This window comes from Metalysinibacillus jejuensis (assembly GCF_003057615.1).
GTDB lineage: Bacteria > Bacillota > Bacilli > Bacillales_A > Planococcaceae > Metalysinibacillus > Metalysinibacillus jejuensis.
Window position 1 is genome coordinate 1 of the sequence record NZ_QAFW01000013.1, and the last position, 22,841, is coordinate 22,841.

General features: G+C 41.2%; 26 protein-coding genes. 11 read left to right on the forward strand and 15 right to left on the reverse strand.

Annotated features, from left to right (window positions below; all coding sequences use genetic code 11):
- Positions 1-193: 193 nt before the first annotated feature.
- The gene (locus DDE80_RS06170) at positions 194-1,036 is read right to left on the reverse strand and encodes a DegV family protein (RefSeq protein ID WP_108306803.1); all 843 of its coding nucleotides are present in this window, start codon (positions 1,034-1,036) and stop codon (positions 194-196) included.
- 116 nt (positions 1,037-1,152) lie between these two features.
- On the opposite strand from DDE80_RS06170, the gene trhA reads away from it, so the two are divergent.
- The 4 genes from trhA to DDE80_RS06190 are packed head-to-tail and all read left to right on the forward strand — an operon-like array spanning position 1,153 to position 3,974.
- Positions 1,153-1,782 carry a PAQR family membrane homeostasis protein TrhA gene (trhA, locus tag DDE80_RS06175; protein WP_108306804.1) on the forward strand — a complete coding sequence of 210 codons (630 nt, stop codon included), beginning with the start codon at positions 1,153-1,155 and terminating at the stop codon, positions 1,780-1,782.
- Between the two features lie 59 nt (positions 1,783-1,841).
- Positions 1,842-2,120 (forward strand): hypothetical protein, encoded by a 279-nt coding sequence (locus tag DDE80_RS06180; protein ID WP_108306805.1) that lies wholly within the window; start codon positions 1,842-1,844, stop codon positions 2,118-2,120.
- A gap of 26 nt (positions 2,121-2,146) precedes the next feature.
- Complete coding sequence (gene yidC, locus DDE80_RS06185; protein ID WP_235612289.1) at positions 2,147-2,890, forward strand: membrane protein insertase YidC; 744 nt, start codon at positions 2,147-2,149, stop codon at positions 2,888-2,890.
- 52 nt (positions 2,891-2,942) lie between these two features.
- Positions 2,943-3,974, forward strand: a complete 1,032-nt coding sequence (locus DDE80_RS06190) for an AbrB family transcriptional regulator (protein ID WP_108306806.1) — start codon at positions 2,943-2,945, stop codon at positions 3,972-3,974.
- On the opposite strand, the gene lepB is transcribed toward DDE80_RS06190, so the two are convergent.
- Both lepB and DDE80_RS06200 read right to left on the reverse strand, forming a co-directional pair.
- Positions 3,966-4,517 carry a signal peptidase I gene (lepB, locus tag DDE80_RS06195; protein WP_161952281.1) on the reverse strand — a complete coding sequence of 184 codons (552 nt, stop codon included), beginning with the start codon at positions 4,515-4,517 and terminating at the stop codon, positions 3,966-3,968. The two genes, DDE80_RS06190 and lepB, sit on opposite strands and share 9 nt — an antisense overlap.
- The gene (locus tag DDE80_RS06200; protein WP_108306808.1) at positions 4,507-4,977 is read right to left on the reverse strand and encodes a dihydrofolate reductase; all 471 of its coding nucleotides are present in this window, start codon (positions 4,975-4,977) and stop codon (positions 4,507-4,509) included. Before DDE80_RS06200 ends, lepB begins: the two co-directional genes overlap by 11 nt.
- 60 nt (positions 4,978-5,037) lie before the next feature.
- Between DDE80_RS06200 and DDE80_RS06205 the strand changes: the two genes are divergently transcribed.
- Positions 5,038-6,192 (forward strand): class I SAM-dependent rRNA methyltransferase, encoded by a 1,155-nt coding sequence (locus DDE80_RS06205; protein ID WP_108306809.1) that lies wholly within the window; start codon positions 5,038-5,040, stop codon positions 6,190-6,192.
- A 12-nt stretch (positions 6,193-6,204) separates the two neighbouring features.
- On the forward strand, positions 6,205-6,825 hold the full coding sequence (locus DDE80_RS06210; RefSeq protein ID WP_108306810.1) for a YIP1 family protein: 621 nt from the start codon (positions 6,205-6,207) through the stop codon (positions 6,823-6,825).
- Between the two features lie 39 nt (positions 6,826-6,864).
- Here the strand turns inward: DDE80_RS06210 and DDE80_RS06215 are convergent, their stop codons facing one another.
- The 6 genes from DDE80_RS06215 to DDE80_RS06245 all read right to left on the reverse strand — a co-directional run bounded on the left by DDE80_RS06215 (position 6,865) and on the right by DDE80_RS06245 (position 12,670).
- The gene (locus DDE80_RS06215) at positions 6,865-7,500 is read right to left on the reverse strand and encodes an HAD hydrolase-like protein (RefSeq protein WP_161952282.1); all 636 of its coding nucleotides are present in this window, start codon (positions 7,498-7,500) and stop codon (positions 6,865-6,867) included.
- A gap of 290 nt (positions 7,501-7,790) precedes the next feature.
- Entirely contained in the window at positions 7,791-8,564 is a 774-nt protein-coding gene (locus DDE80_RS06220; RefSeq protein WP_108306812.1) for a class I SAM-dependent methyltransferase, read from the reverse strand.
- Entirely contained in the window at positions 8,555-8,983 is a 429-nt protein-coding gene (locus tag DDE80_RS06225; protein ID WP_036147261.1) for a BrxA/BrxB family bacilliredoxin, read from the reverse strand. The genes DDE80_RS06220 and DDE80_RS06225 overlap by 10 nt, the downstream gene beginning before the upstream one ends.
- 596 nt (positions 8,984-9,579) lie before the next feature.
- On the reverse strand, positions 9,580-10,035 hold the full coding sequence (locus DDE80_RS06235; protein WP_108306814.1) for a hypothetical protein: 456 nt from the start codon (positions 10,033-10,035) through the stop codon (positions 9,580-9,582).
- A gap of 11 nt (positions 10,036-10,046) precedes the next feature.
- On the reverse strand, positions 10,047-11,831 hold the full coding sequence (locus DDE80_RS06240) for a M3 family oligoendopeptidase (protein WP_108306815.1): 1,785 nt from the start codon (positions 11,829-11,831) through the stop codon (positions 10,047-10,049).
- 290 nt (positions 11,832-12,121) lie between these two features.
- Positions 12,122-12,670, reverse strand: a complete 549-nt coding sequence (locus DDE80_RS06245; RefSeq protein WP_108306816.1) for an HD domain-containing protein — start codon at positions 12,668-12,670, stop codon at positions 12,122-12,124.
- A gap of 575 nt (positions 12,671-13,245) precedes the next feature.
- Between DDE80_RS06245 and DDE80_RS06250 the strand changes: the two genes are divergently transcribed.
- Together DDE80_RS06250 and DDE80_RS06255 are read left to right on the forward strand one after the other, a co-directional pair.
- Positions 13,246-13,701 (forward strand): hypothetical protein, encoded by a 456-nt coding sequence (locus DDE80_RS06250; protein WP_108306817.1) that lies wholly within the window; start codon positions 13,246-13,248, stop codon positions 13,699-13,701.
- A gap of 75 nt (positions 13,702-13,776) precedes the next feature.
- On the forward strand, positions 13,777-14,172 hold the full coding sequence (locus DDE80_RS06255; RefSeq protein WP_108306818.1) for an RDD family protein: 396 nt from the start codon (positions 13,777-13,779) through the stop codon (positions 14,170-14,172).
- Between the two features lie 4 nt (positions 14,173-14,176).
- On the opposite strand, the gene msrA is transcribed toward DDE80_RS06255, so the two are convergent.
- Positions 14,177-14,701 carry a peptide-methionine (S)-S-oxide reductase MsrA gene (gene msrA / locus DDE80_RS06260; RefSeq protein WP_108306819.1) on the reverse strand — a complete coding sequence of 175 codons (525 nt, stop codon included), beginning with the start codon at positions 14,699-14,701 and terminating at the stop codon, positions 14,177-14,179.
- Positions 14,702-14,764: 63 nt separating this feature from the next.
- On the opposite strand from msrA, the gene DDE80_RS06265 reads away from it, so the two are divergent.
- Together DDE80_RS06265 and DDE80_RS15740 are read left to right on the forward strand one after the other, a co-directional pair.
- Positions 14,765-15,085, forward strand: a complete 321-nt coding sequence (locus DDE80_RS06265; RefSeq protein ID WP_108306820.1) for a fluoride efflux transporter FluC — start codon at positions 14,765-14,767, stop codon at positions 15,083-15,085.
- 129 nt (positions 15,086-15,214) lie between these two features.
- Positions 15,215-15,379, forward strand: a complete 165-nt coding sequence (locus DDE80_RS15740) for a fluoride efflux transporter FluC (RefSeq protein ID WP_161952283.1) — start codon at positions 15,215-15,217, stop codon at positions 15,377-15,379.
- On the opposite strand, the gene DDE80_RS06280 is transcribed toward DDE80_RS15740, so the two are convergent.
- From DDE80_RS06280 to DDE80_RS06295, 4 genes are all read right to left on the reverse strand, one after another.
- On the reverse strand, positions 15,362-15,736 hold the full coding sequence (locus DDE80_RS06280; RefSeq protein ID WP_108306823.1) for an SET domain-containing protein: 375 nt from the start codon (positions 15,734-15,736) through the stop codon (positions 15,362-15,364). The two genes, DDE80_RS15740 and DDE80_RS06280, sit on opposite strands and share 18 nt — an antisense overlap.
- 104 nt (positions 15,737-15,840) lie before the next feature.
- Positions 15,841-16,728, reverse strand: coding sequence for a hypothetical protein (locus tag DDE80_RS06285; RefSeq protein ID WP_108306824.1), 888 nt, complete (start codon positions 16,726-16,728; stop codon positions 15,841-15,843).
- 154 nt (positions 16,729-16,882) lie between these two features.
- A complete protein-coding gene (locus DDE80_RS06290) occupies positions 16,883-17,773 on the reverse strand; it encodes a deoxyribonuclease IV (protein WP_108306825.1) in 891 nt (296 codons plus the stop codon).
- A gap of 12 nt (positions 17,774-17,785) precedes the next feature.
- Positions 17,786-19,084, reverse strand: a complete 1,299-nt coding sequence (locus tag DDE80_RS06295) for a DEAD/DEAH box helicase (protein ID WP_108306826.1) — start codon at positions 19,082-19,084, stop codon at positions 17,786-17,788.
- A gap of 144 nt (positions 19,085-19,228) precedes the next feature.
- Here DDE80_RS06295 and DDE80_RS06300 point away from each other — a divergent pair, with 144 nt between their 5' ends.
- Positions 19,229-20,200: a 4-hydroxy-3-methylbut-2-enyl diphosphate reductase gene (locus DDE80_RS06300; RefSeq protein ID WP_108306827.1), complete on the forward strand. Its 972-nt coding sequence runs from the start codon at positions 19,229-19,231 to the stop codon at positions 20,198-20,200.
- Between the two features lie 414 nt (positions 20,201-20,614).
- On the opposite strand, the gene DDE80_RS06305 is transcribed toward DDE80_RS06300, so the two are convergent.
- A complete protein-coding gene (locus DDE80_RS06305) occupies positions 20,615-22,792 on the reverse strand; it encodes an MMPL family transporter (RefSeq protein ID WP_427901797.1) in 2,178 nt (725 codons plus the stop codon).
- Positions 22,793-22,841: the final 49 nt, after the last annotated feature.

Below are 22,841 nucleotides of genomic sequence, written 5' to 3' on the forward strand. Positions count from 1 at the left end.
GCAATGAGATGCCCTTATCTTGAGGATTGTTCAAAGCAGAAATGAATTGCGAACGGTACATCACTCAAGAATCCCACCCGTACATCGCAAGGTGAAGGGCTTGCGGCTTTAGCCGTGGGAGTCTCAACTATTTTATTTATGATTAACCCTTCCAACAAAAAAAGTGCCAAAACCGTAGTTTTAGCACTTTTTCTTATTCTGCAAAATAAACAAAGCCTATTGCTCCAGGACCTGTATGGGTAGATACAATTGGTGAAGTAAATTGCACTCGCACATTATCATAACCTGTTGCCTCAATTTTTTCCTTTAATGGTGTGCCCATTGTTTTCATGCCATGGGCGTGCGAAATTGAAGCCATTTTTACCGTTTTACCTTCTGTATCTTCAACAAATTGTTTAAACAGATGGTTAACGACTTGTTTATGACTGCGTACTTTTCCGACAGGGTTATAAGCACCGCCTTCTAAGTTGGCAATTACTTTTATGTTAAGTAATGAGCCAATAAAGCCGCGGCCTTTACCTATACGTCCACCTTTTACAAGATTATCTAGCGTGTCTACAATAACATATAAATACGTATTATCACGCACAACTTCAAGACGCTTAATCATTTCATCAAGCGTTGCACCTGCATCACGTAAGCGCGCTGCTTCAAGCAACTGAATACCTAAGCCGCTTGCAATAAAACGTGAGTCAATGACAGTAACGTCTGCTTCTGACATTTGAGCAGCTTGGCGCGCTGACTCAACGGTACCACTCATACCACCTGTCATGTGGATTGAAATAATTTGGTCTCCGTCTTTACCTAGCGCATCATACACCTCTTTAAATTTGCCCGGTGCTGGCTGTGAGCTTTTTGGTAGCTCTTTCGATACCGCCATTTTTTCCATAAATTCTTCTGGCTGAATATCAACGCCGTCCGTATACGTCTGGTTATCAATTTGAATCGATAGCGGTACGACGTGAATGTTATTATCGGCGATTTCTTGTGGCGTTAAGTCGCTCGTAGAATCCGTCACGATATGAATTTGTCCCATTTTCGACACATCCTTTTCCTTACCATTATACCATTTGCCTAGCTAAATGAAATCATGACAATCGTAACTTTTTTTTACGTATCTGTCGATGATATGCTCTAAGTGGAGGTGGTTAGATGTTTAATCCATATCAAGATGGTGATCAACATGAAGAATACTGGAATGCGCTAACACATGGCTTAGGCTTTATTAGTAGTATTCCTGCGCTCGTAGTTTTAATAATAAAAAGCACAACGCTCTTACAAATGACCACAACTATAATTTTCGGTGTCTCTCTCATATTATTATTTTTAGCTTCGACTTTGCTACACAGTATGCCTTTTCGTTATAAATACCTTTTTGCTAAATTTGATCATGCTGCGATTTATATTTTAATTGCAGGCACGTATACGCCGTTTCTCTTACTTGCAGTAGGTGGTAAACTTGGGCTTATCCTACTCGTTACGATTTGGACACTCGCCGTACTGGGCGTCTTTATAAAATTCTTCTTTTTTACTAAGTTCGAAAAACTCTCAACTTTCGCTTATATCGCAATGGGCTGGTTAATTATTTTTGCGGCAAAGCCTGTTTATAGCCATTTAGGTTTTGAAGGCTTTGTGATTCTTGTAAGCGGAGGGCTATGGTTTACAGTAGGTACTATTTTTTACGCTTGGCGTTCGCTACCTTACAATCATGCGATTTGGCATCTGTTTGTTATTATGGGATGTGTGACGATGTATTACTGTGTGCTTGTCTATTTATTATAGGGCTTACTTCACAAATGCCGCGTGAAAACGTATACTACTAACAGAAGGAGGTGAATCATTTGTTGCTGTCATTTTTTACAGACGCACTCTTTACCACAACGGACTTTTATATGTCCATGATGCTGTTATTTATTGTGCTTACGTTAACACTTATATTAACTTCGCATGCCACACAGCTTGTGTATACCCAGCATATCGCTGTGCACAACACGACTACACAACAAGTAGCAAGCAATAGCACCCCGCTGATTTACAATGCTGATGTAAAAAGCTGGCTGGTGTTAACCTTTAAACGTAGTGCACAGCCTGATGATGAAGCCGACAGCTCTTACTCTTAATCCATAATTAAGAGGAGGCTACATCATTGACGAACAAATTATTCACTAAACAAACGGTACTTATGCTGTTATTGCTAAGTACGACGGTAGTATTATCAGGTTGCGGAGAGGCTGGGGTCTTTCATGATTATTTTGTGCACCCCTTCTCTTTTTTAATTGTTAAACTGGCGACCTTTTTTGGCGGTAGCTACGGCTATGCCATCATCGCCATTACACTAGGCGTACGCTTTATTTTATTGCCGCTTGTGATTAAACAAACACGCAGTAATAAAACGATGCAACAAAAAATGAAAGTGCTTAAACCTGAAATGGACGAGGTAATGGCAAAATATAAAGGTGATAAAACGCCTGAATCTCAAATGGCTATGCAAAAGGAATTAAGCGCCCTTTACCAAAAACACGGCACTAGCCCGTTTGCCGCAGTGAGTGGCTGTCTGCCGCTACTCATTCAAATGCCTATTTTTATTGCGCTATTTTATGCCATCCGTCAAACGCCAGAAATTGCGACACACTCATTTTTATGGTTTGAGCTAGGCAGTCGTGACACGCCGCTTGCGGTTATTACGATTATGATGTACTTCATTCAAGCACGTATTAGTCTTATTAATATTGCGCCTGAACAACAAAAACAAATGAAAATGTTAATGTATATTACACCGATTATGATGGGCATGATTGCCTTTACTGCGCCGTCTGCTCTAGCTCTTTATTGGTGTGTAGGTGCTATGTTCCTTGTTATCCAAACACTTATTATTAAACGCTTAACATAAATGGCTGCTCACTGAGGTGAGCGGCTTTTTTTATCAAAAGGAGGTGGCAGCTATGCCATTTTTACAAACTGCCGCGATTGGCACACTCGGCGGCATACTCTTTACCGTACTCCACTTGCCTATCCCGTGGTTGCTCGGCCCTATGCTTGCCGTCATGGTAAGCGCGCGGTTATTGCCGTTTAACTTGCAGTGGGATAAGCGCATACGTAACGCAGGGCTAATTGTTATTGGCTATGTCATTGGGCGCTCGCTTACACCTACCGCCCTAGCCGAAATCTTTAGCCAATTTTGGCTCATGCTCGTCTTTACCGCTTCACTTGTAGCGTTGTGCATTGGTATTGCGTATATGATTACTAAACTCTCAGGACTAGATTTTAAAACGGCACTACTTGGTACGATTCCAGGTGGTATGACGCAAGCGCTTGTCATGGCAGAAGAAACAGAAGGTGTAGACGTTGCCATTGTGACAATGACACAAACCGTGCGCTTACTTATTATTATTTGCAGTGTGCCTATTATTGTAACCGTTATGCCACGTGAGCCACTCACAGTAACAGAAGAAGTATTTCATTTTACACCAAGCTTTGTAGGCTATATGCTAACGGCTACCATTGCGGCACTACTCGCTGCACACTTTCGCTTTCCTACGGCGTACCTCATTGGGCCTGCACTTATTACCGTTATCCTGCAACTCATCTTGCCAAGTGAGCCGATGCCAGCTGCTATCATCCACGTAGCGCAGCTCGCAATGGGCGTAAATGTTGGGCTTATGCTAAAGCCCAGCGACGGCAAACAAAAAGGAGCGCTCCTTTATGCGCTCCTTAGTGGCAGTATTTTATTTGTGGCGGCAAGCTTGCTCGCATTACTGTTTTACCAATTAACCGATGTCTCAGCCGCCACTAGCTTACTTGCCCTTGTCCCAGGTGGGCTTGATCAGATCGGCATGGTAGCACACGCTGTAGGCGCAGACTTACCGCTCGTATCGGGCTACCAAATTTTTCGGTTATTTTTTGTGTTACTTATTGTACCTTTTATTATGCGGGCCATTTTTACCCATATTGATAACAACCACACCTCAACTTGAGATGTGGTTGTATATTTTTCGGGCAAACACTGCAAGCAATACTAACAGTGTAACAAGTTGTAACGCACGAAACAGCCCGCCAACATTTGCTGTCGTTAACACAAACGCTTTGCCGAACACTTGTTGACGTTGAATAGGACCAAAATTGCGTGAATCAATGGAAACGCTACGGTTATCCCCGAGCACGAACCATTCATCACGCTCAACGACATAAGGCAACGCCGTTAACATCGTCTTATCAACATTTCTTTTTTCAGGCAATCCGTCTACATATAGTATACCGTGTTCAAAAGCAACCGCTTGCCCTGTCGTCGCCACTACCCGTTTTAAAAGTGATTCACCACCGAGACAGGCCCCCGTAAAAGTTACACCGTCGTGACAAAAAGCAACTAAATCATCCCGCTCAATCGACGTAAATGGCATGACCCAAATTAAAGAGCCTGACGGAACAGTCGGCAACATCGAATCACCTTTAGTTGGCGTAACGCCCCATGCACTAATGAGCCAAAGTAGCGCGACTACGTATAAAACCTTATTTTTCATATACCGTATACATAAACGTATAGCCTTCTTTTGTGTCAATTGGTGCTTGTTGTGCCACTTGTGTAAATTCATCATAACTCGGGAAGTAGGTGTCGCCTTCAAAGGCATAATCAATTTTAGTAATATAGAGGCGGTCAGCTAGTGGTAAACTCGCAGTGAAAATTTGCTCGCCTCCAATAATCATTACTTCTTCGACGTTCCCTGCTAAGCGCAGTGCTTCTTCAAGTGTAGAAGCTAGCTCAATACCTTCCGCTTCGTATGCTTTGTTGCGTGAAATGACAATATTTCGGCGACCAGGTAGCGCTCGACCAATAGACTCAAACGTTTTACGTCCCATAATCATCGGCTTACCCATTGTTGTTTCTTTAAAATATTGTAAATCTCCTGGTAAATGCCACGGCATTTTGTTATCATTACCTATTACACGATTTTTATCATGTGCCACAATTAACGAAATCATCACGTCACCCCTTAATTTGTTGTACAATGAATATCATACTATAAGAAGGACTGACGAGACATGCATACACTACAAATCCCACAAAAATTTATGGATACCCTTCCGCTGATCACACGCGAAATGGTGAACGGTGAACTACCAACAAAAGAAGGTACACTATTTAAACTCGTAGATAGCCAAGGCAAGTACGTTGCTACAGCTTACTACGGCTTACAAAACAAAGGTGTTGGCTGGGTACTTTCTGAAGAAAACGAAGCAATTGACGAAGACTTCTTTACGCGTAAGTTCCGCGCTGCATTTGCTGAGCGCAGTGAGTTTTACGACAGCTTTGACACAACAGCATTCCGCGTCTTTAATGGCGAGGGCGATGGTATTGGTGGCTTAACGATTGAGTTTTTTGACGGCTACTATGTCATTAACTTTTACAGCGAGGGCATTTACGCTTTCCGCCATTTCATTTATGAGGCCATCGAAAATGTAGCGGACGTTCGTGCCATTTACGAGAAAAAACGTTTCGACACAAACGGGCAGTATATTGAGCAAGACGACTTTGTGCGCGGTGAGCCAGGCGACTTCCCTATTATTATTAAAGAAAACGGCATGAACTTTGCGGTTGATTTAAATGACGGTGCGATGACGGGTATTTTCCTTGACCAACGTAATGTACGCCGTGCGATTCGTGACAACTATGCAGAAGGTAAAGAAGTGCTGAACACGTTTTCTTACACAGGGGCATTTTCCGTAGCTGCAGCACTTGGCGGCGCTGTTAAAACAACGAGTGTCGACGTAGCTAAGCGTAGCCTACCTAAAACGATCGAGCAATTTAGCGTAAACGGCATTGACTACGAAGCACAAGATATTAAAGTGATGGACGTCTTCAGCTACTTTAACTACGCGAAGCGCCATAACTTATTATTTGATTTAGTTATTTTAGACCCACCAAGCTTTGCCCGCACAAAAAAGGTAACCTTCTCATCGGCGAAGGACTACCCTAAGCTACTGGCTGAGGCAATTGCGATTACAGCTAAAAACGGTGTAATTGTCGCATCAACAAATAACGCAAGCTTTGATATGAAAAAATTTAAACAAATGATTGCCAAAGCCTTTGACGGCAAAAAATACCGCATTTTAGAAGAACATCAACTGCCAGAAGACTTCTCGACACTACCTGAGTTTAATTATCTTAAAGTTGTGTTTTTACAAAAGTTAAAGTAAGGAGAGGTAGTTGTGAAAGACAATAAACTAGACATTGACATTATGAAAAGCGTGTGGTTTCATCCCACATTAACGACTCGCCAATTTTTAGATAAAAACTCTTGGTGGACAGCAGCCTTTATTGTAGCGCTTAGTAGCCTATCACAAATGTTTATGACATATTTTAATTCAGCAGATGACCCTAACGTCAAATCAATCTATGAACTCGGCTGGTTTAGCTTTTTGATAGGCCCATTACTCGCACCAATTGCATTTTGGCTATCATCATTTACCATTTGGCTAATTTCTCGTCTATTTCGCGGTAAAGCAACCATTCGTCAAACGTATTTAGCAATGGCTGTCCCTGCGCTACTCTCCATCCCTTTATTACCTATACTCGCTGGATGGTTTGTCGCATCACCTGAGTCCTTCGTTGATCCGTATCATTATGGCAACTTCGACTTATTTGCTAGCATTGTCGCCCTCTTATTAATTACTATTAATATGTGGTCATTTTTCACTAGCATTGCGGCAATTGCAGAAGCTAATAAAATTGGTAAATGGGCCGCATTTTTCGTACTTATTATTCCGATTTCATTATTAATCGTAGTGATTTTAGTCATTTTATCGCTATTTTTTGTAGCAGTTATATAATACACAACAACACCACTGAAAAATCAGTGGTGTTGTTTTTTATGTTATCCGTTTTTTTAGTGAAGGAAAATCGCTAAGCACAGCTTGCGCACCCGCCCACTCCTCTTGGCTACCATAGCCATAACTTGCCGCATAAGCCGTTAAACCATTAACTAAAGCACCTTCAATATCTGAGCGGCGGTCACCCACAACACTCGCCTCTGTAATGCCTTGCTCTGTAAGTAATAAACGCATCAGCTCCCCCTTATCACCAGAAGCCACACGATCAATACTATAAATCGCAGTTATATATGGCGTTAGCTCAAAATGCGTCACAATTTTATCGAGATACGGCGCATTACCATTGCTGACGATATAGAGCGCATGGTGCTCGGCAAGCGTCGCTAAAGTGTCACGCACCCCTGGATACAATGCACCTTGCGTCGTAATCATTTCATGTAAGTGTTGTTGAAACAATGTGTTACTTGCTACATGTTGCGCTGTCGTATGCGCTGGGCATAGCGTTTGCCACACTACCGGAAGCGGTACGCCCATAATTTTAGTGTAGGTATCAAATGGTGTTGCCCCTTGCCAAAGACCCGCCGCACGCAGTTCACTGAATGTTGCGTCTAATGCTGGCGCAAGAACTGTGTTTGTATCAAATAATGTGCCGTCCATATCAAATAAAATTGCCATCATATCCTCCTAAATTAGACGAGGGGCACGCCCTCTGATGTGAGAACGTACCCCTCTAGTATTTTATAGGTGCTACCTGATCTATTATTTGGATTTACTCGTATCAACTCAATCATCTGAGGAAAATAATAACCTAACCGCGGTAATGTTTCACTGTGCCTTCTCGACTTAAGCAACGCAAACCCTACCTGCTTTTGCGTCCTTGCAGCCCCAAAGCTACGCCAGTGTGAATAAGTGTCGTCAAAGACATATGAAAATGCCAATTGATAGCACCTAAAATAGCAATACTCTTAGTATACCACAATTTCGCCAAAATGAAACTTAGAAGTCTCACGAATATGTGGAATAAAACCAAATTGCTCAAAATAAGGTGAGCGGAAGTGCGCCTTTAACACAACGCGCTTGCGTGCCACCCGCTTGGCCTCATCCACCCAGTCTTGCGTCAGCGCTGTATGCTCCCCTGCTTCGCGCAGTGCGCTAAAATTAGTAGACTCCGCAATTAGCCCATCAAACATTGGGTCAAGGTACACCACATCAAAACACTTATTAGGCTGTGTACGTAAATACGCAAGCGCCTCACTCGCCACAACCTTAATATCGCGCATACAAGCAAGAAGTGGGGCATCTTGATAATCATAGTGCTGCATACCTTCACGCACCACAAAAGCAATCGCCGCATTCGCTTCAAGCCCTGTAACGTGTGCACCTGCAAACTGCATTACGAGCGCATCTGCCCCAAGCCCAAGTGTACAATCAAGCACTGTATCCCCTGGCGTTATTTTAGTCGCTTCAAGCAATGTTTCTGTTTCGCCCCGTGCTAGGCGCTTAACTCGAAACGCTGCCGTATTGGGATGAAAGAACAGCGGCTCTGTCGCCCCAAGTGCAAAATACTCATAACGCGCCTTACCCGCTACAAGCACCGCACAGCCATACTCACGTTGTAAACGTGCCACCGAACGCTTTTTTCGCACAACAAAACGCACAGCAAGGGCATTAGCCGCATACTGTGCGTAAGCTGTCGTGACGTCATCAGGACGCCCCGCCGTTGTAACAATTAGTTGCATGTTTGTTCAAGCACGCCAACCAAATGCCCTGTAATTTGCGCTGGGTCAAAGCCCTCAATTTGCTCACGCGGAATAAAGTACGCTAACTGCCCATCTTTTAATACTGCCATAGATGGTGAGCTTGGCGGTACTTCTTCAAAGTAGCTACGCATTGCTGCTGTTGCTTCGCGGTCTTGCCCCGCAAATACGGTAACTAAGTGGTCTGGCTTCACTTGTTCCACTGCCGCGCGTGCTGACGGACGTGCTAAACCTGCCGCACAGCCACAAACGGAGTTAATCACAACAAGCGTTACACCTTTTGCTTCTGGTAAAAATTCGTGTACTTCTTCAGCTGTTGTTAGCTCTGTAAACCCTGCATCCACTAGCTCTTGACGCATTGGCTTTACAACTTCTTTCATATATTCATCGTACGCATTCATGTTTTCGCCTTCTTTCTTTTTCATTCACAAAGCCTAGTATAACAAGGATTACAGGCGATATCTAGTAAGGCGACTTTCGCATTCTTTCATCCTTTTTCGGGCTTTTTGTGACTTTCCCGTGACTTTTTGTGACTTTTATGTGATTTTTCCGCCCAAAAAGTCACATCCAGTTATTTACTTATTTCAGAAATAACAAAAAATACCTTTACTAAATTTCTGCTATTTTTAGGGTAACAAAAAGTTTTGCTTCTACCGTACCATTGACAGGTTATTACTATTCCCCCCAAACTAAAGATGGTAAATTTAAACAACATAGAGAGGAAGTTGAATGATGACCTTAGTACTTTTAGTAATGTGCCCGTTTCTTTTTATTTACCAAAAGGAAACCTTTTATCGCACAAAAAATGTGATAGATTATGCGTTACTGCTTAGCTATTTAGTACTGTTAGCGCTTTATACCATTAACACAGCCTTTTACCACGTGCTATCTGACACTGTAGTTTTTAGCCTAGTACCGCTCCTTACTATGTTAATTTTTAGTCGGTATTTACCGCAAAAAAATAATGCGAGATGAAATTAATCACCTCGCATTACATTTACTTTGTTGGACGGCTTGTATAAAAAGAGAGTAGCGCCACTAAACAAAGTGCTGCTAACAATGTCCAGACATTAAAAAATAAATCATTGGTATAAGGATTAAGATAACCGATTTTTTGTTCAAAATAAGGTTGTGCCATCTTATTAAAGGTACTAATTTTATAGCAAGTGTACCCTAGTAACACAAGAAATAAAGTCGTATACCCCGCAATAAAGCGCTGGCGGTTGACATGATATTTCGTATGCAACTTTTCAAAGACTACTACCATCGCAAATAAAAAATATAAAATAATAGGCATCGCAAATACGATGAAAAATAAAGCGGGATTGCCATTGCTCCACATTTCATTTGTACCTGCAGCGTCAAAAGTTGACGTGAAATGTTGGGTAACCCAAATTGCACCTACTGTGATAATCCCTGATAAAACGACACTAATGGTAAAAAGTAGGCGCATGATTTCCCCCTTTATGGCGTCTTCGTTAGTTGTAAAAACGCCTCAACATCTTTTACGGCTAAGTCTACACCTTTTTGCCAAAACGCAGGCTGTGTAATATCTTCTCCTAAATGCTTCATCACAAGGTCCTCTACGTTCATTTTACCTGTATCACGAAGGAGTGCCATATACTGCTCCTCAAACGCTGGGCCTACTTGTTTTGCTTTCGCATAAATGCTTAAAGAGAATAAATAGCCAAACGTATACGGGAAGTTATAAAACGGTACGCCTGAAATATAAAAGTGCAGTTTTGACGCCCAGAAATGTGGGTGCGTCGTTGCTAGTGCGCCTCCGTATGCTTCTTGCTGGGCTTCGGTCATTAATTCATTTAAACGTTTAGCGGATACAATGCCGTCTTTGCGTTCTTCATAGAAGCGTGTTTCAAATAAAAAGCGTGATTGGATATTCATAAATAAAGCAACTGAACGCTGTACTTTATCTTCAAGCAATGCGATTTTTTCGTCGCCTTGTGCAGCTTCAACTGCGGCATCCGCAATAATCATTTCGGCAAAGGTTGATGCTGTTTCTGCCACATTCATCGCATAGCTCGCATTTAACGGATGCACAGGGCGCAGCGCGTATGAATGAAAAGCATGCCCTAATTCGTGCGCTAGTGTGGATACATTACTCATCGTACCCGCATAGGTCATAAAAATACGTGATTGTTGGTCAAGTGGTGAGGTGGTACAAAAACCTCCAGGACGTTTATTTGGGCGGTCAGCCGCTTCAATCCAAGATTTTTCAAAGGCTTGGCGCGCAAACCCTTCAAGCTCAGGTCCAAATGCGCGGAAGTGTTGTAAAATAAAATCCGCCCCTTGTTGAAAATCAATTTGTGTCGTGGTATCTGCAATAGGTGCTTCTAAATCGGCCCATGTCATTTTTTCTTTACCTAGTAATTGTGCTTTATGCTGTAAAAACTTAACGAACGGTGCACGTGTGTTAGAAATAGCACCCCACATCGCATCAAGTGTAGCACGCTTCATACGGTTAATGCGGAGCGGCTCGGCTAGTACATCATCCCAGCCACGTTTTTTGTATGCGGTTAAACGGAAACCTGCTAAATGATTTAGTGTATGGGCAAAAAATTGCTCCTTGTCCGCAAACGCTTGCTCAATCACTGCGTCTACTTCTGCACGTACTGCCGCATCAGGATGGTTACGTAAATTACTTACTTGACCAAAAGACAGCGACTGCTCTTTACCATCCACTGTCACACAAAATGTCATGTCAGCAATAAGTAAATCATACATTTGACTCCACGCTTGATCCCCATTCGCGCGTAAACTTGTAATAAGGTCTTCCTCTTCTGCAGATAATAATAATTTCGTTTGCGTACGTTTTTCCGTTAAAATAAAGGCAAAGTCAGCTAAAGCAGGTGCTTTACAGTATGCTTCAAATGTCGCATCATCAAGTGTTTCAATCACTTTATCAAAACGGTACGTTAACTTTGCCATTTGCGCGTATAACGGCGCCATGTTGCCATAAGTAATCTTTGCTTGCTCATCTGTCGTATCTTGTGCCGTTAAACAAGATAGCATCACGCTAATTTTACGCATATTCACCATTACTTCTGTAATCGCAGCTAAGCCCTCAGCAATTGTTTCTACCGTTGGCTGTTGCTCTACAGCCTCTACAGCTTGTTGTAATTGCGTAATAAATGTCGGGATTTGCGCAATATGCTCATGAAAAGCAGGCGAATCACTCGTACCTCCCGCATAAAGCGTAGTTAAATCCCAAATGTCTGAATACGTTGTCATGTTATTACCTCCTAATGATGTATCTGTATGTAGTGTACCGCTTCGGCAAATTATTTCATAGTTCTAAATATTCCTCAAAAAATAATACCTTACAAAAAGACTTATTCTCGCTCGCTGGCACCCCAAACGAAAGTAGTAAGATTCTTGTCGCATATAGCGCAAAACAAAAAGACGCTGATTCAAAATAGAGCCAGCGCCTTGTTATCGTAAATCAAGTAGAGATCAATATTTCCGAAGTTAACTACATTTTTGAGAGAAATTTTTCTTTGGCTTACCATCTTTTCAGCATCTCACATTTGGAAAGTTTGCTCGACTAATGCACAGTACTCTTGGTAAGGTTTAGTTTCACTTAATTGTGTAAGTGACGTGGCAATCGCGCTATAATACCAGTGCTGTGATGCCTTATCTGCATTAAATCTGTCCCATAATGCCTCGCCTTGTTGTTCATAATCACTGGCGATAGCTCGCATATTAGATAATTTATCTGCTAATGTCGCAATCTCTACGGATTTGTTTGTATTAGCTTGTAAAAAATCGATGGTCGCTTGTTTGCGTTCACGCCAATTTTTTGTTTTATCCTCACTTTGACTCTGCACTAAATCTGCAATGGTTTCATTGAATACTTCTTTTAATGTGGCGTAGGATACATAGGCATCCTCCATTGTATCGTGCAGTATGGCAGCACATACGACATCACTGTTAACGCGCCCGTCTTCAGTCGCCAAACTTGCGGCAATTACGCCCGCTTCTAGACAGTGTAAAATATAGGGGATGTTTGTCCCCTTCCTTGTTTGGTTGGCATGGCTTACTGTCGCAAAAGTAATGGCTCTATTGATCATAGTGTTCAACTCCCTTTCGCATCATTTAATTCTTTGATGGCCTGCATAATATGCGCTTCCATCATGTCATCGAATGCTAGTGTCGCACCTTCTTTAGTGCCATATGATTTGCTGTGGAAGATGATGTAGCGATTTTAAACGATACAATAGTTACTCATGACTATTTTTTTAGACAGCTACTTCGTCAGATTTACCGAGGATAGCCAGGTGCACTTCCTGCTATTGTAAACGACAATGTATAGTACAATTTTAATAGCTCTTACAGCAAGGTGGGAAAAACAGACGGTAGAAACATTCGGCAATCCTTTCCTCTATACATTTAAAAAACCAGCCTCAGTGCTAGTCATCACTACTTTCGACACATTTTCGAATTAGGTAGCGACTAACTCTCCGATTACTAGGCCTAACAACTTTATCTTAGTAACAGAAAAATCCATGCGCTTGCTCACACAGTTATAGCAGTACGCATGGTCAACTAGCCCTTTCTATGCAGTTAACAACTCCCTTCTTATTAACCATTTATTGTGAATTGCTTTATGTATATACTAGAGAGAGGATAAGAAGGAGGTTGAATAATGTTAGCTCAACGAGTAGGACTACTACTAACTGTCTTAGTATTTCTTGTCGCCTGCCAACCTCAAATGCAACCGATGGTTAAAGAAGAAGAGCCGCTTCCTACACTTCATTTAGAGCGTGAACATTTCGAAAAACGATTAGCGTCTCACACAGAGGCAACGCTTTTAGCATTAACATGTGAGGATCACGTAGACGTTGCATCATACCGTATCGCTGATGATGCATCACTTTCGGTACATTTACAAAAAGGCACGCCAACCATCAAACATATTACACTTTTCACCAACGGTAGTGACCGTAGCTTACATCATGTCGCACTCGCCGTTGACCCTGAACTTACGCTTGTAGCAGCCGCTTCGATTTTACAACAAGCTGCCCTTGCAAGTACCCAACATAATGGCATTACATATCAGTTGCACCGAAGTGAGGAAGGGCTCACACTTACAGTCAACTGAACGAGCAATTTTATACTTATACTTCTCGAAACCTTTCTTCTTCCTACTGCGTATGGTTAAGTAAGGAGGGATTTGATGAAGACATTAACGAAAAAACGAGCGAAAGCATTTGCGATTGATATGGCAATTGCTACAGCTGTTACAGGCGTAGTAGAAGTACTATTACGCAAAAAAGTTAAAAATGAGTTTATTCATGTCGTTGTTACACCTAGCTTAGTAACATATGGGCTTGAATATTTACAACTCAAAAACAGCGGTCAAACAATTGGCTACAAACAGCAAGGACTTAAACTTGTTAGTGAGGACGCCGCACCACTCAAAAGCTGTAATATTATAAAGCGTATGCTGTACCGAGATTATGTAAGTGGCTTTCATTTTTTAGGGGCTGCGCAAAATTTTGCGCAATATGACGGTGCTGTATTACCTCATGACGCTAAAACACACTGCTATGTGCAACAAAAAAACGACTAAACATTTAGTCGTTTTTCCAATGCGTATTAATAAATTCATCTCGCCCTGATTGTGCGCGGTCTGCTTCATAAGCAGCCGCTTCTTTTTTATAAAAATCTTGATGGTAATCTTCTGCGGGATAAAATTTTTCGGCCGCTCGAACCGTTGTCACAATTGGTTTTGTAAAGCGCCCACTTGCAGCAATTTGCTCCTTAGATGCTAAAGCGAGTGCCGCTTGTTCATCGGTGTGTACAAAAATCGCCGTTGTGTATTGTTCACCGCGATCTTGAAACTGCCCACCGGCATCTGTTGGATCTACTTGTGCCCAGTAAATGTCTAATAACGTAGTATACGAAAATATTGTGGGATCAAATTCAATCTGCACAACTTCTAAATGCCCCGTATCGCCACGCTTTACTTGCTCATACGTAGGATTTTTAAGCTCGCCACCCATATAGCCTGACGTTACGCTAAAAATACCTTCATAGCTATCAAATGGCTTTACCATACACCAAAAACAGCCGCCCGCAAATGTTGCTTTTTCTCTCATTTTTTCACACTCCCTTTGTATAACCTGCTCTTTTATTTTACACTTAACGTTGGAGGTGGCGCTATGCCTTATTTACTTGTTGGTACTGGTGGTATGATTGGTGCTGTATTACGTTACGGTATAAGTTTTATCTTATTACCACCATACGCCACAATTGTTGTTAATCTACTCGGTGCTTTTTTACTCGCTTTACTTTTAACACGTACAAAGCGCTCATTATTTTTTGGTACAGGCGTACTCGGTAGCTTCACAACATTTTCTACGTTTAGCTATGAAGTAACACAGTTATCATATATCGGTGCGATAAGCTATATTATGACGACACTCATTGGTGGTCTACTTGCGGCAACGTTAGGACAGAAAGTAGGTGCGCGCCGTGCTTAGTGTAGCAATCGGTGCTTTTTTTGGCGCCATCACTCGTTTTTGGCTAAGCGAACACCTTACTAAAGGTACGTGGCTCGTTAATAGTAGCGGCTCTTTTTTATTAGGTGTGTCATTACTACTTCGCCCAATTTGCTCGCTATCGGCTTTTGTGGGAGTTTCACTACTTTTTCTACGTTTAGTGTGGAAGTCATAACACTTTGGCAACAAAATAAAAAGCAAGCACTATGCTACGTTGCCTTTACGACAATACTCAGCATAATTGCTTGCCTAGTTGGGTTATTGATCAAACCATAAAGGCGTTGTGTCTTCTTCATCGCCATTGTAATTAATCGTAATTTCCTCGCCTGCTATAATATCTTTGCGGGCAAAGAAGTCAAACGAATGGTTGTCAAAATTAATATCATAGCGTGCATTGGCATCATACGCATGATTAAATAACATACCGTAGCCAAGTAGCATCGCTGTATGATTTTGTCCATATTCAAAAGCGTAATCTGCAAGCAAGGTTTTTTCAATATGCTCATGCTCGGCATTAGGGTAAGCAATTACAGGTGCTTGATGTAGCATTGTACCTTTTTTAATAAATTGCGTCGCAAATACACCACGGTTAAATTCGCCATCACTTAGTGTTGATGTTTTAATTTCTATCATTATAGTCTCCATTCGACAGTAAAATAACGTACAGTGTATTGTCTCATGTTTTTTACAAATTGTATAGCAAACAAGCAACCCCGGCACGCGGAGTTGCTTGCGTATTAAATATCTTGAATGTTATCGAAGTTCACCTTTTTCATATCTAGCTCCGGCTCTTCTTCCTCTTCAGGTACATCTTCTTTTGCAATATACTCGATAGCTACCTCACCATAATCACTTACGTCAAGGCCATGCGCAGACAAGTCTTCTGTCACTTCGTCGTCGTCAATACCATCTCCGAACGACTGCGCTTCAATATCCACAATACAATTCGGATCAATTTGACTTAAATCTATCATTGGCTCTTCCTCAGCAATAGCAGGTACATCTTCTTTCGTTAAATATTCAATCGGTACTTCCGTGTAATCACTGACATCTAAACCATGTGCTGATAAATCTTTTGTTGCAACTTCATGAGCTACCCCATCACCAAATGACTTAGCTTCGATATCTGTGAAATCATCACTTTCATACTTTGTATACGTACCGTGATAATCATGCTCTTCTACCGTTTGCATCATATCAGCTGCGAAACTATCATCTGCAAAGTCAGCATAGTTATCCGTGTGGTAAAGATCTTGCTCTAATGATGTAAATAAAATCGTACGCTTGCGTAACACCTTACCATTATCCGTTAACTGAATAACGCATTTACCACCACTCGGTAAAACGGCCAACTTATCAAAGCGCTGTTCAGCTTTATATAATAAATGTGCGCGTGGTACGATAGGTAACATCGCATCAAAATTCAGTTTTGGCGTTTGACGTAACGCTGATGACCAAACTAACTCTTGATCTTTAATCACTTCAAGTACAGCATTGCTTAGTTGCTCACCTGTACGAATGACGAATACAATATTCGCATGATTTGCCTCATCCCCTGGTTGGATGCGATGTAGTAGTAGTTCTTCTTCTTGAATTACGTCACACATATAAATAAATGTAGCCATAATTCTCCCCTCCTCAAAACACTGTCATAAATTTTTTTAATTTTCTACTCAATTCAAGTATAGTGCTTTTATGGCAAAAAATGAAGTAACATCGCCTAGAGCATAAAAAGAACCGTCTGAAGTCCCTAATAATAGGCACAACAGACAGCATTTTTTAACGTAAAGCATCAATGCGCGCTCGGTCAAAACTCCCAGAACGCAACATATCAATTTCAATTTTATACGGTGCTTGCTTTGATTTTGGATTATCAGTAAGGGCAACATAAGGCGTTTCTAGGATTTTAGGTACCGATTCGAAAGCATTATGATGCACAATTTGGTGCAGTGTGTCAAAGCCAATATAACCAAAACCAATATTTTCGTGACGGTCTTTACGTGCACCACGCTCATTTTTAGAGTCGTTAATGTGTAATACTTTAATGCGCGCTAACCCTACTGTTTTATCAAACTCAGTCAAGACACCGTCTAAGTCACCAACTAAATCATAACCTGCATCATGCGTATGACACGTATCAAAACATACCGACAAACGCTCATTATGCGTAACGCCATCAATGATTTTAGCTAGCTCATCAAATGAACGACCACACTCTGTTCCTTTACCTGCCATTGTTTCTAGCGCAATTTGTACAGGAAAATCTTGTGAGAGCACTTCGTTTAAGCCCTCAATAATTTTAGCAATCCCCGCTTCCGCACCAGCACCTACGTGCGCACCTGGGTGCAACACAATTTGGTCGATGCCTAGTGCTGCGGTACGTTCGATTTCGCTTTGTAAAAAATCAACGCCTAAGCGAAACGTTGCAGGCTTTGTTGTATTGGCAATATTAATAATATACGGGGCATGCACGACAGCTTTTTGCATGCCATGCTCTTGCATATGAAGCAGCCCTGCTGGGATATTAAGCTCCTCAATCGGCTTGCGTCGTGTGTTTTGAGGCGCACCTGTATAAATCATAAATGTGTTAGCACCGTAAGAAAGAGCTTCCTCACTTGCACCTAACAACATCTCTTTACCACTCATCGAAACATGAGAACCTATTAACAATTCACTCGCTCCTTATTTACCGCGCGCACGTTTGCGGCGTTCCTTACGTTTAATTTCATCCATTTTCCAGCCCATTTTCTTTTTATACGCTGGCTTCACCTTTTTCGGTTTGCGCACTTTTGCTTTAGCAATTTGGTCAATTTCATTCACTTGACGCACACGGTTTTTACGTGCATGACGGTCCTTAAGCTCCACAAATTCACCGTTAACGATATCTTTGTGTTGAAGCGGAATACCCATTTTATCTAAGCGTGCTACTGCATCCTCATCTGATGGCTCAAACAATGTAATGGCTGTACCTTTGTTACCAGCACGCGCCGTACGACCAACGCGGTGAACAAAGAACTCTAAGTCGTCTGGAATTTCGTAGTTAATGACATGTGAAATCCCTTGAATATCAATACCACGTGCAGCAAGGTCTGTCGCTACAATATATTGGAATTCAAGATCACGAATTTGCTTCATTACTTTACGACGATCACGCGGGCTTAAATCACCATGAATTTGGCCTGCGCGTATCCCGTTTGAATTTAAGAAGTGTGCTACACTCTCTGCCGTTTTACGCGTATTTGTAAAAATAACGGCTAAATACGGATTAATCGTTTGTGCAACTTCTAATAAACGTGCATTCCGTGATTTTGAGCGTGTTGGCACAAGATAAAAATCGATATTTTCAGCGACAGGGCGCTTGTCCTTCATATTAATATGTGTTGGTGCTTCCATATATTTTTTAAGGAAAGGTTGTAATTTCTCAGGGATTGTTGCTGAGAATACATACATTTCAAGATTTTCTGGCATGCTTGACGCAAAGCCGTCAATTTCTTCGATGAAGCCCATATCAAACGCAAGGTCTGCTTCATCTACAACTAAAATATTCGCGGTATGCACATGAAGTGCGTCTTCTTTTACTAAATCGCGAATACGACCTGGTGTCCCTACAACGATTTGAGGTTGCACTGTTAATTTTTCGATATCACGTTTTTTGTCCGTACCACCGATATATAGTTTAGTACGAATGTCCGTGTGCGCTACTAATTGGTTAAGCGCCTCGTAAATTTGTTGAGCTAACTCACGGGTTGGCGATGTGATAACCGCTTGTACCGTTTGCTCATCTTCGTTAATACGCTGCACAATAGGTAATAGGAAACTATGCGTTTTACCTGTACCTGTATGTGCTTGTCCGATTGCACTCTTACCTTTTAAGATAAGCGGGATAATTTCCTTTTGAATTGGTGTTGGCTCTGTAAAGCCTAACTCAGCGATAGCCTCTTGTAAAAAAGGCTTGAACTGGTAATCTGTGTATTTTGACATTGTAATGCCTCCTGACTGTTTCATTATTGTAACACGTTTATACGCATTCGCCTATTATACATCATATGTCAAGCATTGCTTTCTTTGTACTATTAACTAGGGTCCGTTATAATAAGGGCATGTAACTATGAAAGGGGCACCATCATGCAAGTAATTAAAATTAATCCTCGTGGCTATTGCTACGGTGTTGTTGATGCAATGGTTATTGCACGCAACGCAGCACTCGACAAAAGCTTACCTCGTCCAATTTATATTTTAGGGATGATCGTCCACAACAAACATGTTACGGATGCATTTGAGGCGGATGGCATTATTACGCTAGACGGCGAAAATCGCTTAGATATTATTCGTCAAGTAGATAAAGGCACTGTTATTTATACAGCACACGGTGTTTCACCTGAAATTCGTAAAATCGCGAAAGAAAAAGGCTTAGTAGCTATCGACGCTACGTGCCCGGATGTAACGGTAACACATGACTTAATTGCCGAAAAATCAGCAGAAGGTTATGACATTATTTACATCGGCAAAAAAAATCATCCTGAGCCAGAAGGTGCAATTGGCGTAGCGCCTGAACATGTTCACCTTGTACAAAATCCGGAAGATGTAGCCGCACTTCAACTTGCGAACGATAAATTGCTCGTAACGAATCAAACGACAATGAGTCAATGGGACGTGGCCCACATTATGGAACTCCTAAAAGAAAAATATCCGCATATTGAAGTACACCAAGAAATTTGCTTAGCGACACAAGTACGTCAAGAAGCGGTAGCTAATCAAGCAGGGGTTGCTGACCTTTTAATCGTCGTAGGTGATCCGATGTCTAATAACTCGAATCGTTTAACTCAAGTATCAGAAGAAATCGCACATACTAAATCGTACCGCATTGCAGATGTAGGTGAGTTAAAGTTAGAATGGTTACAAGGTGTAAATACAATTGCTGTCACAGCAGGTGCTTCTACACCAACACCTATTGTTAAAGAAGTGATTACTTTCCTAGAACAATATGACCCAACAAATCCAGCAACACATAACATTGAACGTACGGTTGCACTTGACCGCATTTTACCAAAAATTAAAACGCCAAAACCGGTTGAAAAAATCTTACCAACCGACTAATACCAACTAGGTGAGCCCCTGCGCTCACCTCTTTTTTTATTTTTATCGCTCTTCTACTGCTAGGCCTTGTACTTAATTCCATGTTTTCACCACACCTAAATAATGGATACGATTCTAAAAATTTTAGTATAAATTATTATTACTTCCCCATTATAGGAAATTACACTACACAAAAAGTAGTAGCTTATGTAGGTCAACGAGATATTAACTATCATTTCAAATCGGATAGAAAGTTTATAGCATTTAAGCAAAGTGGTAGCACTAATTCCGCCTATAATTTTTCATATTTAACAATTAAAGAGCTCATTCCTGCTCTTTGGGCATGCGTATTATCTGTATTTATTGCCGTTAAAAATATTTTCTTTTGGTAAGCAAAAGCCGCTACGGTCATTTCCGTAACGGCTTTTGTGTTATTTATTTTTGACGCCATAACTTGCTTGGCCAATAAGCAATTTTTCCAAACGCTGCTAACAGCGCCGGTACAAGTAATGGACGTACAATAAATGTATCAAGCAAAATACCGAGTGCCGTTACAATACCAAACTGCACGAGCAATTGAATTGGCAATGAAGCTAATACTAAGAAAGTACCCGCTAAAATAATACCTGCCGATGTAATGACAGCTCCTGTAGAAGCTACACCATTTTCTATCGCTTGATTATGACTAACGCCGCTATGACGATTTTTCCAAACTTCAGAAATCATAAATATATTGTAGTCATTACCTAAAGCTACGATAAATACAAAGCTATAAAGCGGGATAGCACTCGCCATCGCTGACTGTCCAAGTACATAGTGAATAATTAACCAACCTGCGCCAAGTGCAGCGAAGAAAGATACCACAACAGTCGCCATTAAACTTACCGCAGTAATTGGTGCACGTAAATATACAATGAGTAATACTAAAATAATGATAATCATCGTTGGTTGAATAAGCTTTTCATCTGCTTCTTGTACATTTTTAGTGTCCACTTGCTCACTCGTTTCGCCGCCTAACCAAAAAGCTTCTCCTACAAGTTGTTTCATATCTTCTTTCATTTGTACAATATCTTCCATCGCTTTTACAGCGTACGGATTCTCTTTTAAGTCAACGCTGTATAATTGATAGCCTTCAGCAACTTGTGGCTTCGCTACTTTTCCAACGTAAGGTAGTGCCTCTAACTGCTGTGTTAAATCTTTATCTGACTTGACAATTACACTTACCGGAGCAAGCTCACCAGCCGTGAAGTGCTCTTCAATAATACTAAACCCTTCACGCGACGGCATATCTTCTGGGAAGGAAGAGATTAAGTCATAACTGAACTCAATTTTAGGCGACATTGCTGCAAGCCCTGCTAAAATCAACACAGTTACCGCCATTACGAGCCAGTGACGTTTTACAGTAAAACGCCCAATTTTACGCATAATACGATGAGGTGGCGCAAGCGGTTTATAAGGTTTACCTTTTTTCGCTGCGTGTGCACGTGCCATCTCTTCGGTACGAGGGATAAATGGCCAAAACGCATAACGACCTAATAGCCCTAAAATTGCAGGTAGTAAAGTTAATACAGCAATTGCAGTAATTAAAATACCAAAGCTAAACGGGATAGCAAAACGATGAAATGCACCGTAATTTGCTAAAATTAAGGTTAACAAACCAATTACTACAGTTGCTGCACTCATAATAATGGCTCCACCTGCCGAGCGTAATGCGATAGATAAAGCTTTTAATTTATTAGGCTCTTCTAGCAATGTATCACGGTATTTTGTAATTAAAAATAAACAGTAATCCGTACCAGCACCGAATAATAATACAATCATAATGGATACAGCTTGCGCGTCTTTCGTAAGCCAACCCGCTTCGGTCATCGCGCCCAGCAATGGACTTACGACTAAAAAGGCAATACTTACTACTAAAATCGGGATAATAGCGAGTAAGGGTGAACGATAAATCACGAGTAATATGACTAAAATGATAATAACAGTTGCTGCCATTAGCTGAAAGTCTGCTGATTTAAACAAGTCCGTCGCATCAATCGAAATACCAACAGGCCCTGAATGACGCGCGTGTAACCCCTCATCTGTTAATGGCGTATCAAAAGGATTAACGTCTAATGTATCACTAACTTGTTTAGTAATTGCACTAACACTTTCTTTTAAGTTAGCTGTACTCGTATTTTCATCAAAAAATATAGGTGTTACGAGCGCTTTACCATCTTCAGAGACCGAACCCATCAATGCTTGTGGTGGAATGGTACCAAGTGGTGGAATAAATTTTTGACCTGCTACAGGATTTTCGTCTAACGTATTGTATAAGGTTTGGATAATTTGAATATCTTCTAGCGTCAAACCTTCCTCACGTTGCCACGTAATTAATAACGGAATACCTGTATTGCTTGAAAAATACGTGTCTTTTAAAGCCGCTGCTTGCATGGACATTTCTTCTTCTGGTAAATTTACCAACGCTACATCTTCTATACTATTAATTTGTGGAAAAAGTTTACCGAGTAATAAAGCTAATGCGATCCATAGACCGAGTAAAACAATACGCATCGGTTTACGTTCAAATAATTTTGTCACAGGCGGTGCCTCCTTTTTTCTATCTATCAACATTGTACAAAAGTTATACAACGTTTGACAAGTAAAGATTTTTTTTGTTGAA

Coding starts and splice junctions, on each gene's coding strand:
- DDE80_RS06255 (WP_108306818.1), top strand. CDS start 13,777: ATGAAGACATTAACGAAAAAACGAGCGAAAGCATTTGCGATTGATATG.
- DDE80_RS06170 (WP_108306803.1), bottom strand. CDS start 1,036: ATGGGACAAATTCATATCGTGACGGATTCTACGAGCGACTTAACGCCA.
- DDE80_RS06265 (WP_108306820.1), top strand. CDS start 14,765: ATGCCTTATTTACTTGTTGGTACTGGTGGTATGATTGGTGCTGTATTA.
- DDE80_RS06250 (WP_108306817.1), top strand. CDS start 13,246: ATGTTAGCTCAACGAGTAGGACTACTACTAACTGTCTTAGTATTTCTT.
- DDE80_RS06240 (WP_108306815.1), bottom strand. CDS start 11,831: ATGACAACGTATTCAGACATTTGGGATTTAACTACGCTTTATGCGGGA.
- DDE80_RS06295 (WP_108306826.1), bottom strand. CDS start 19,084: ATGTCAAAATACACAGATTACCAGTTCAAGCCTTTTTTACAAGAGGCT.
- trhA (WP_108306804.1), top strand. CDS start 1,153: ATGTTTAATCCATATCAAGATGGTGATCAACATGAAGAATACTGGAAT.
- DDE80_RS06190 (WP_108306806.1), top strand. CDS start 2,943: ATGCCATTTTTACAAACTGCCGCGATTGGCACACTCGGCGGCATACTC.
- DDE80_RS06220 (WP_108306812.1), bottom strand. CDS start 8,564: ATGCAACTAATTGTTACAACGGCGGGGCGTCCTGATGACGTCACGACA.
- DDE80_RS06225 (WP_036147261.1), bottom strand. CDS start 8,983: ATGAATGCGTACGATGAATATATGAAAGAAGTTGTAAAGCCAATGCGT.
- DDE80_RS06305 (WP_427901797.1), bottom strand. CDS start 22,792: ATGTTGATAGATAGAAAAAAGGAGGCACCGCCTGTGACAAAATTATTT.
- DDE80_RS06285 (WP_108306824.1), bottom strand. CDS start 16,728: ATGGCTACATTTATTTATATGTGTGACGTAATTCAAGAAGAAGAACTA.
- DDE80_RS06245 (WP_108306816.1), bottom strand. CDS start 12,670: ATGATCAATAGAGCCATTACTTTTGCGACAGTAAGCCATGCCAACCAA.
- DDE80_RS06215 (WP_161952282.1), bottom strand. CDS start 7,500: ATGGCAATTTTATTTGATATGGACGGCACATTATTTGATACAAACACA.
- DDE80_RS06200 (WP_108306808.1), bottom strand. CDS start 4,977: ATGATTTCGTTAATTGTGGCACATGATAAAAATCGTGTAATAGGTAAT.
- DDE80_RS06205 (WP_108306809.1), top strand. CDS start 5,038: ATGCATACACTACAAATCCCACAAAAATTTATGGATACCCTTCCGCTG.
- DDE80_RS06280 (WP_108306823.1), bottom strand. CDS start 15,736: ATGATAGAAATTAAAACATCAACACTAAGTGATGGCGAATTTAACCGT.
- DDE80_RS06300 (WP_108306827.1), top strand. CDS start 19,229: ATGCAAGTAATTAAAATTAATCCTCGTGGCTATTGCTACGGTGTTGTT.
- msrA (WP_108306819.1), bottom strand. CDS start 14,701: ATGAGAGAAAAAGCAACATTTGCGGGCGGCTGTTTTTGGTGTATGGTA.
- lepB (WP_161952281.1), bottom strand. CDS start 4,517: ATGAAAAATAAGGTTTTATACGTAGTCGCGCTACTTTGGCTCATTAGT.
- DDE80_RS06235 (WP_108306814.1), bottom strand. CDS start 10,035: ATGCGCCTACTTTTTACCATTAGTGTCGTTTTATCAGGGATTATCACA.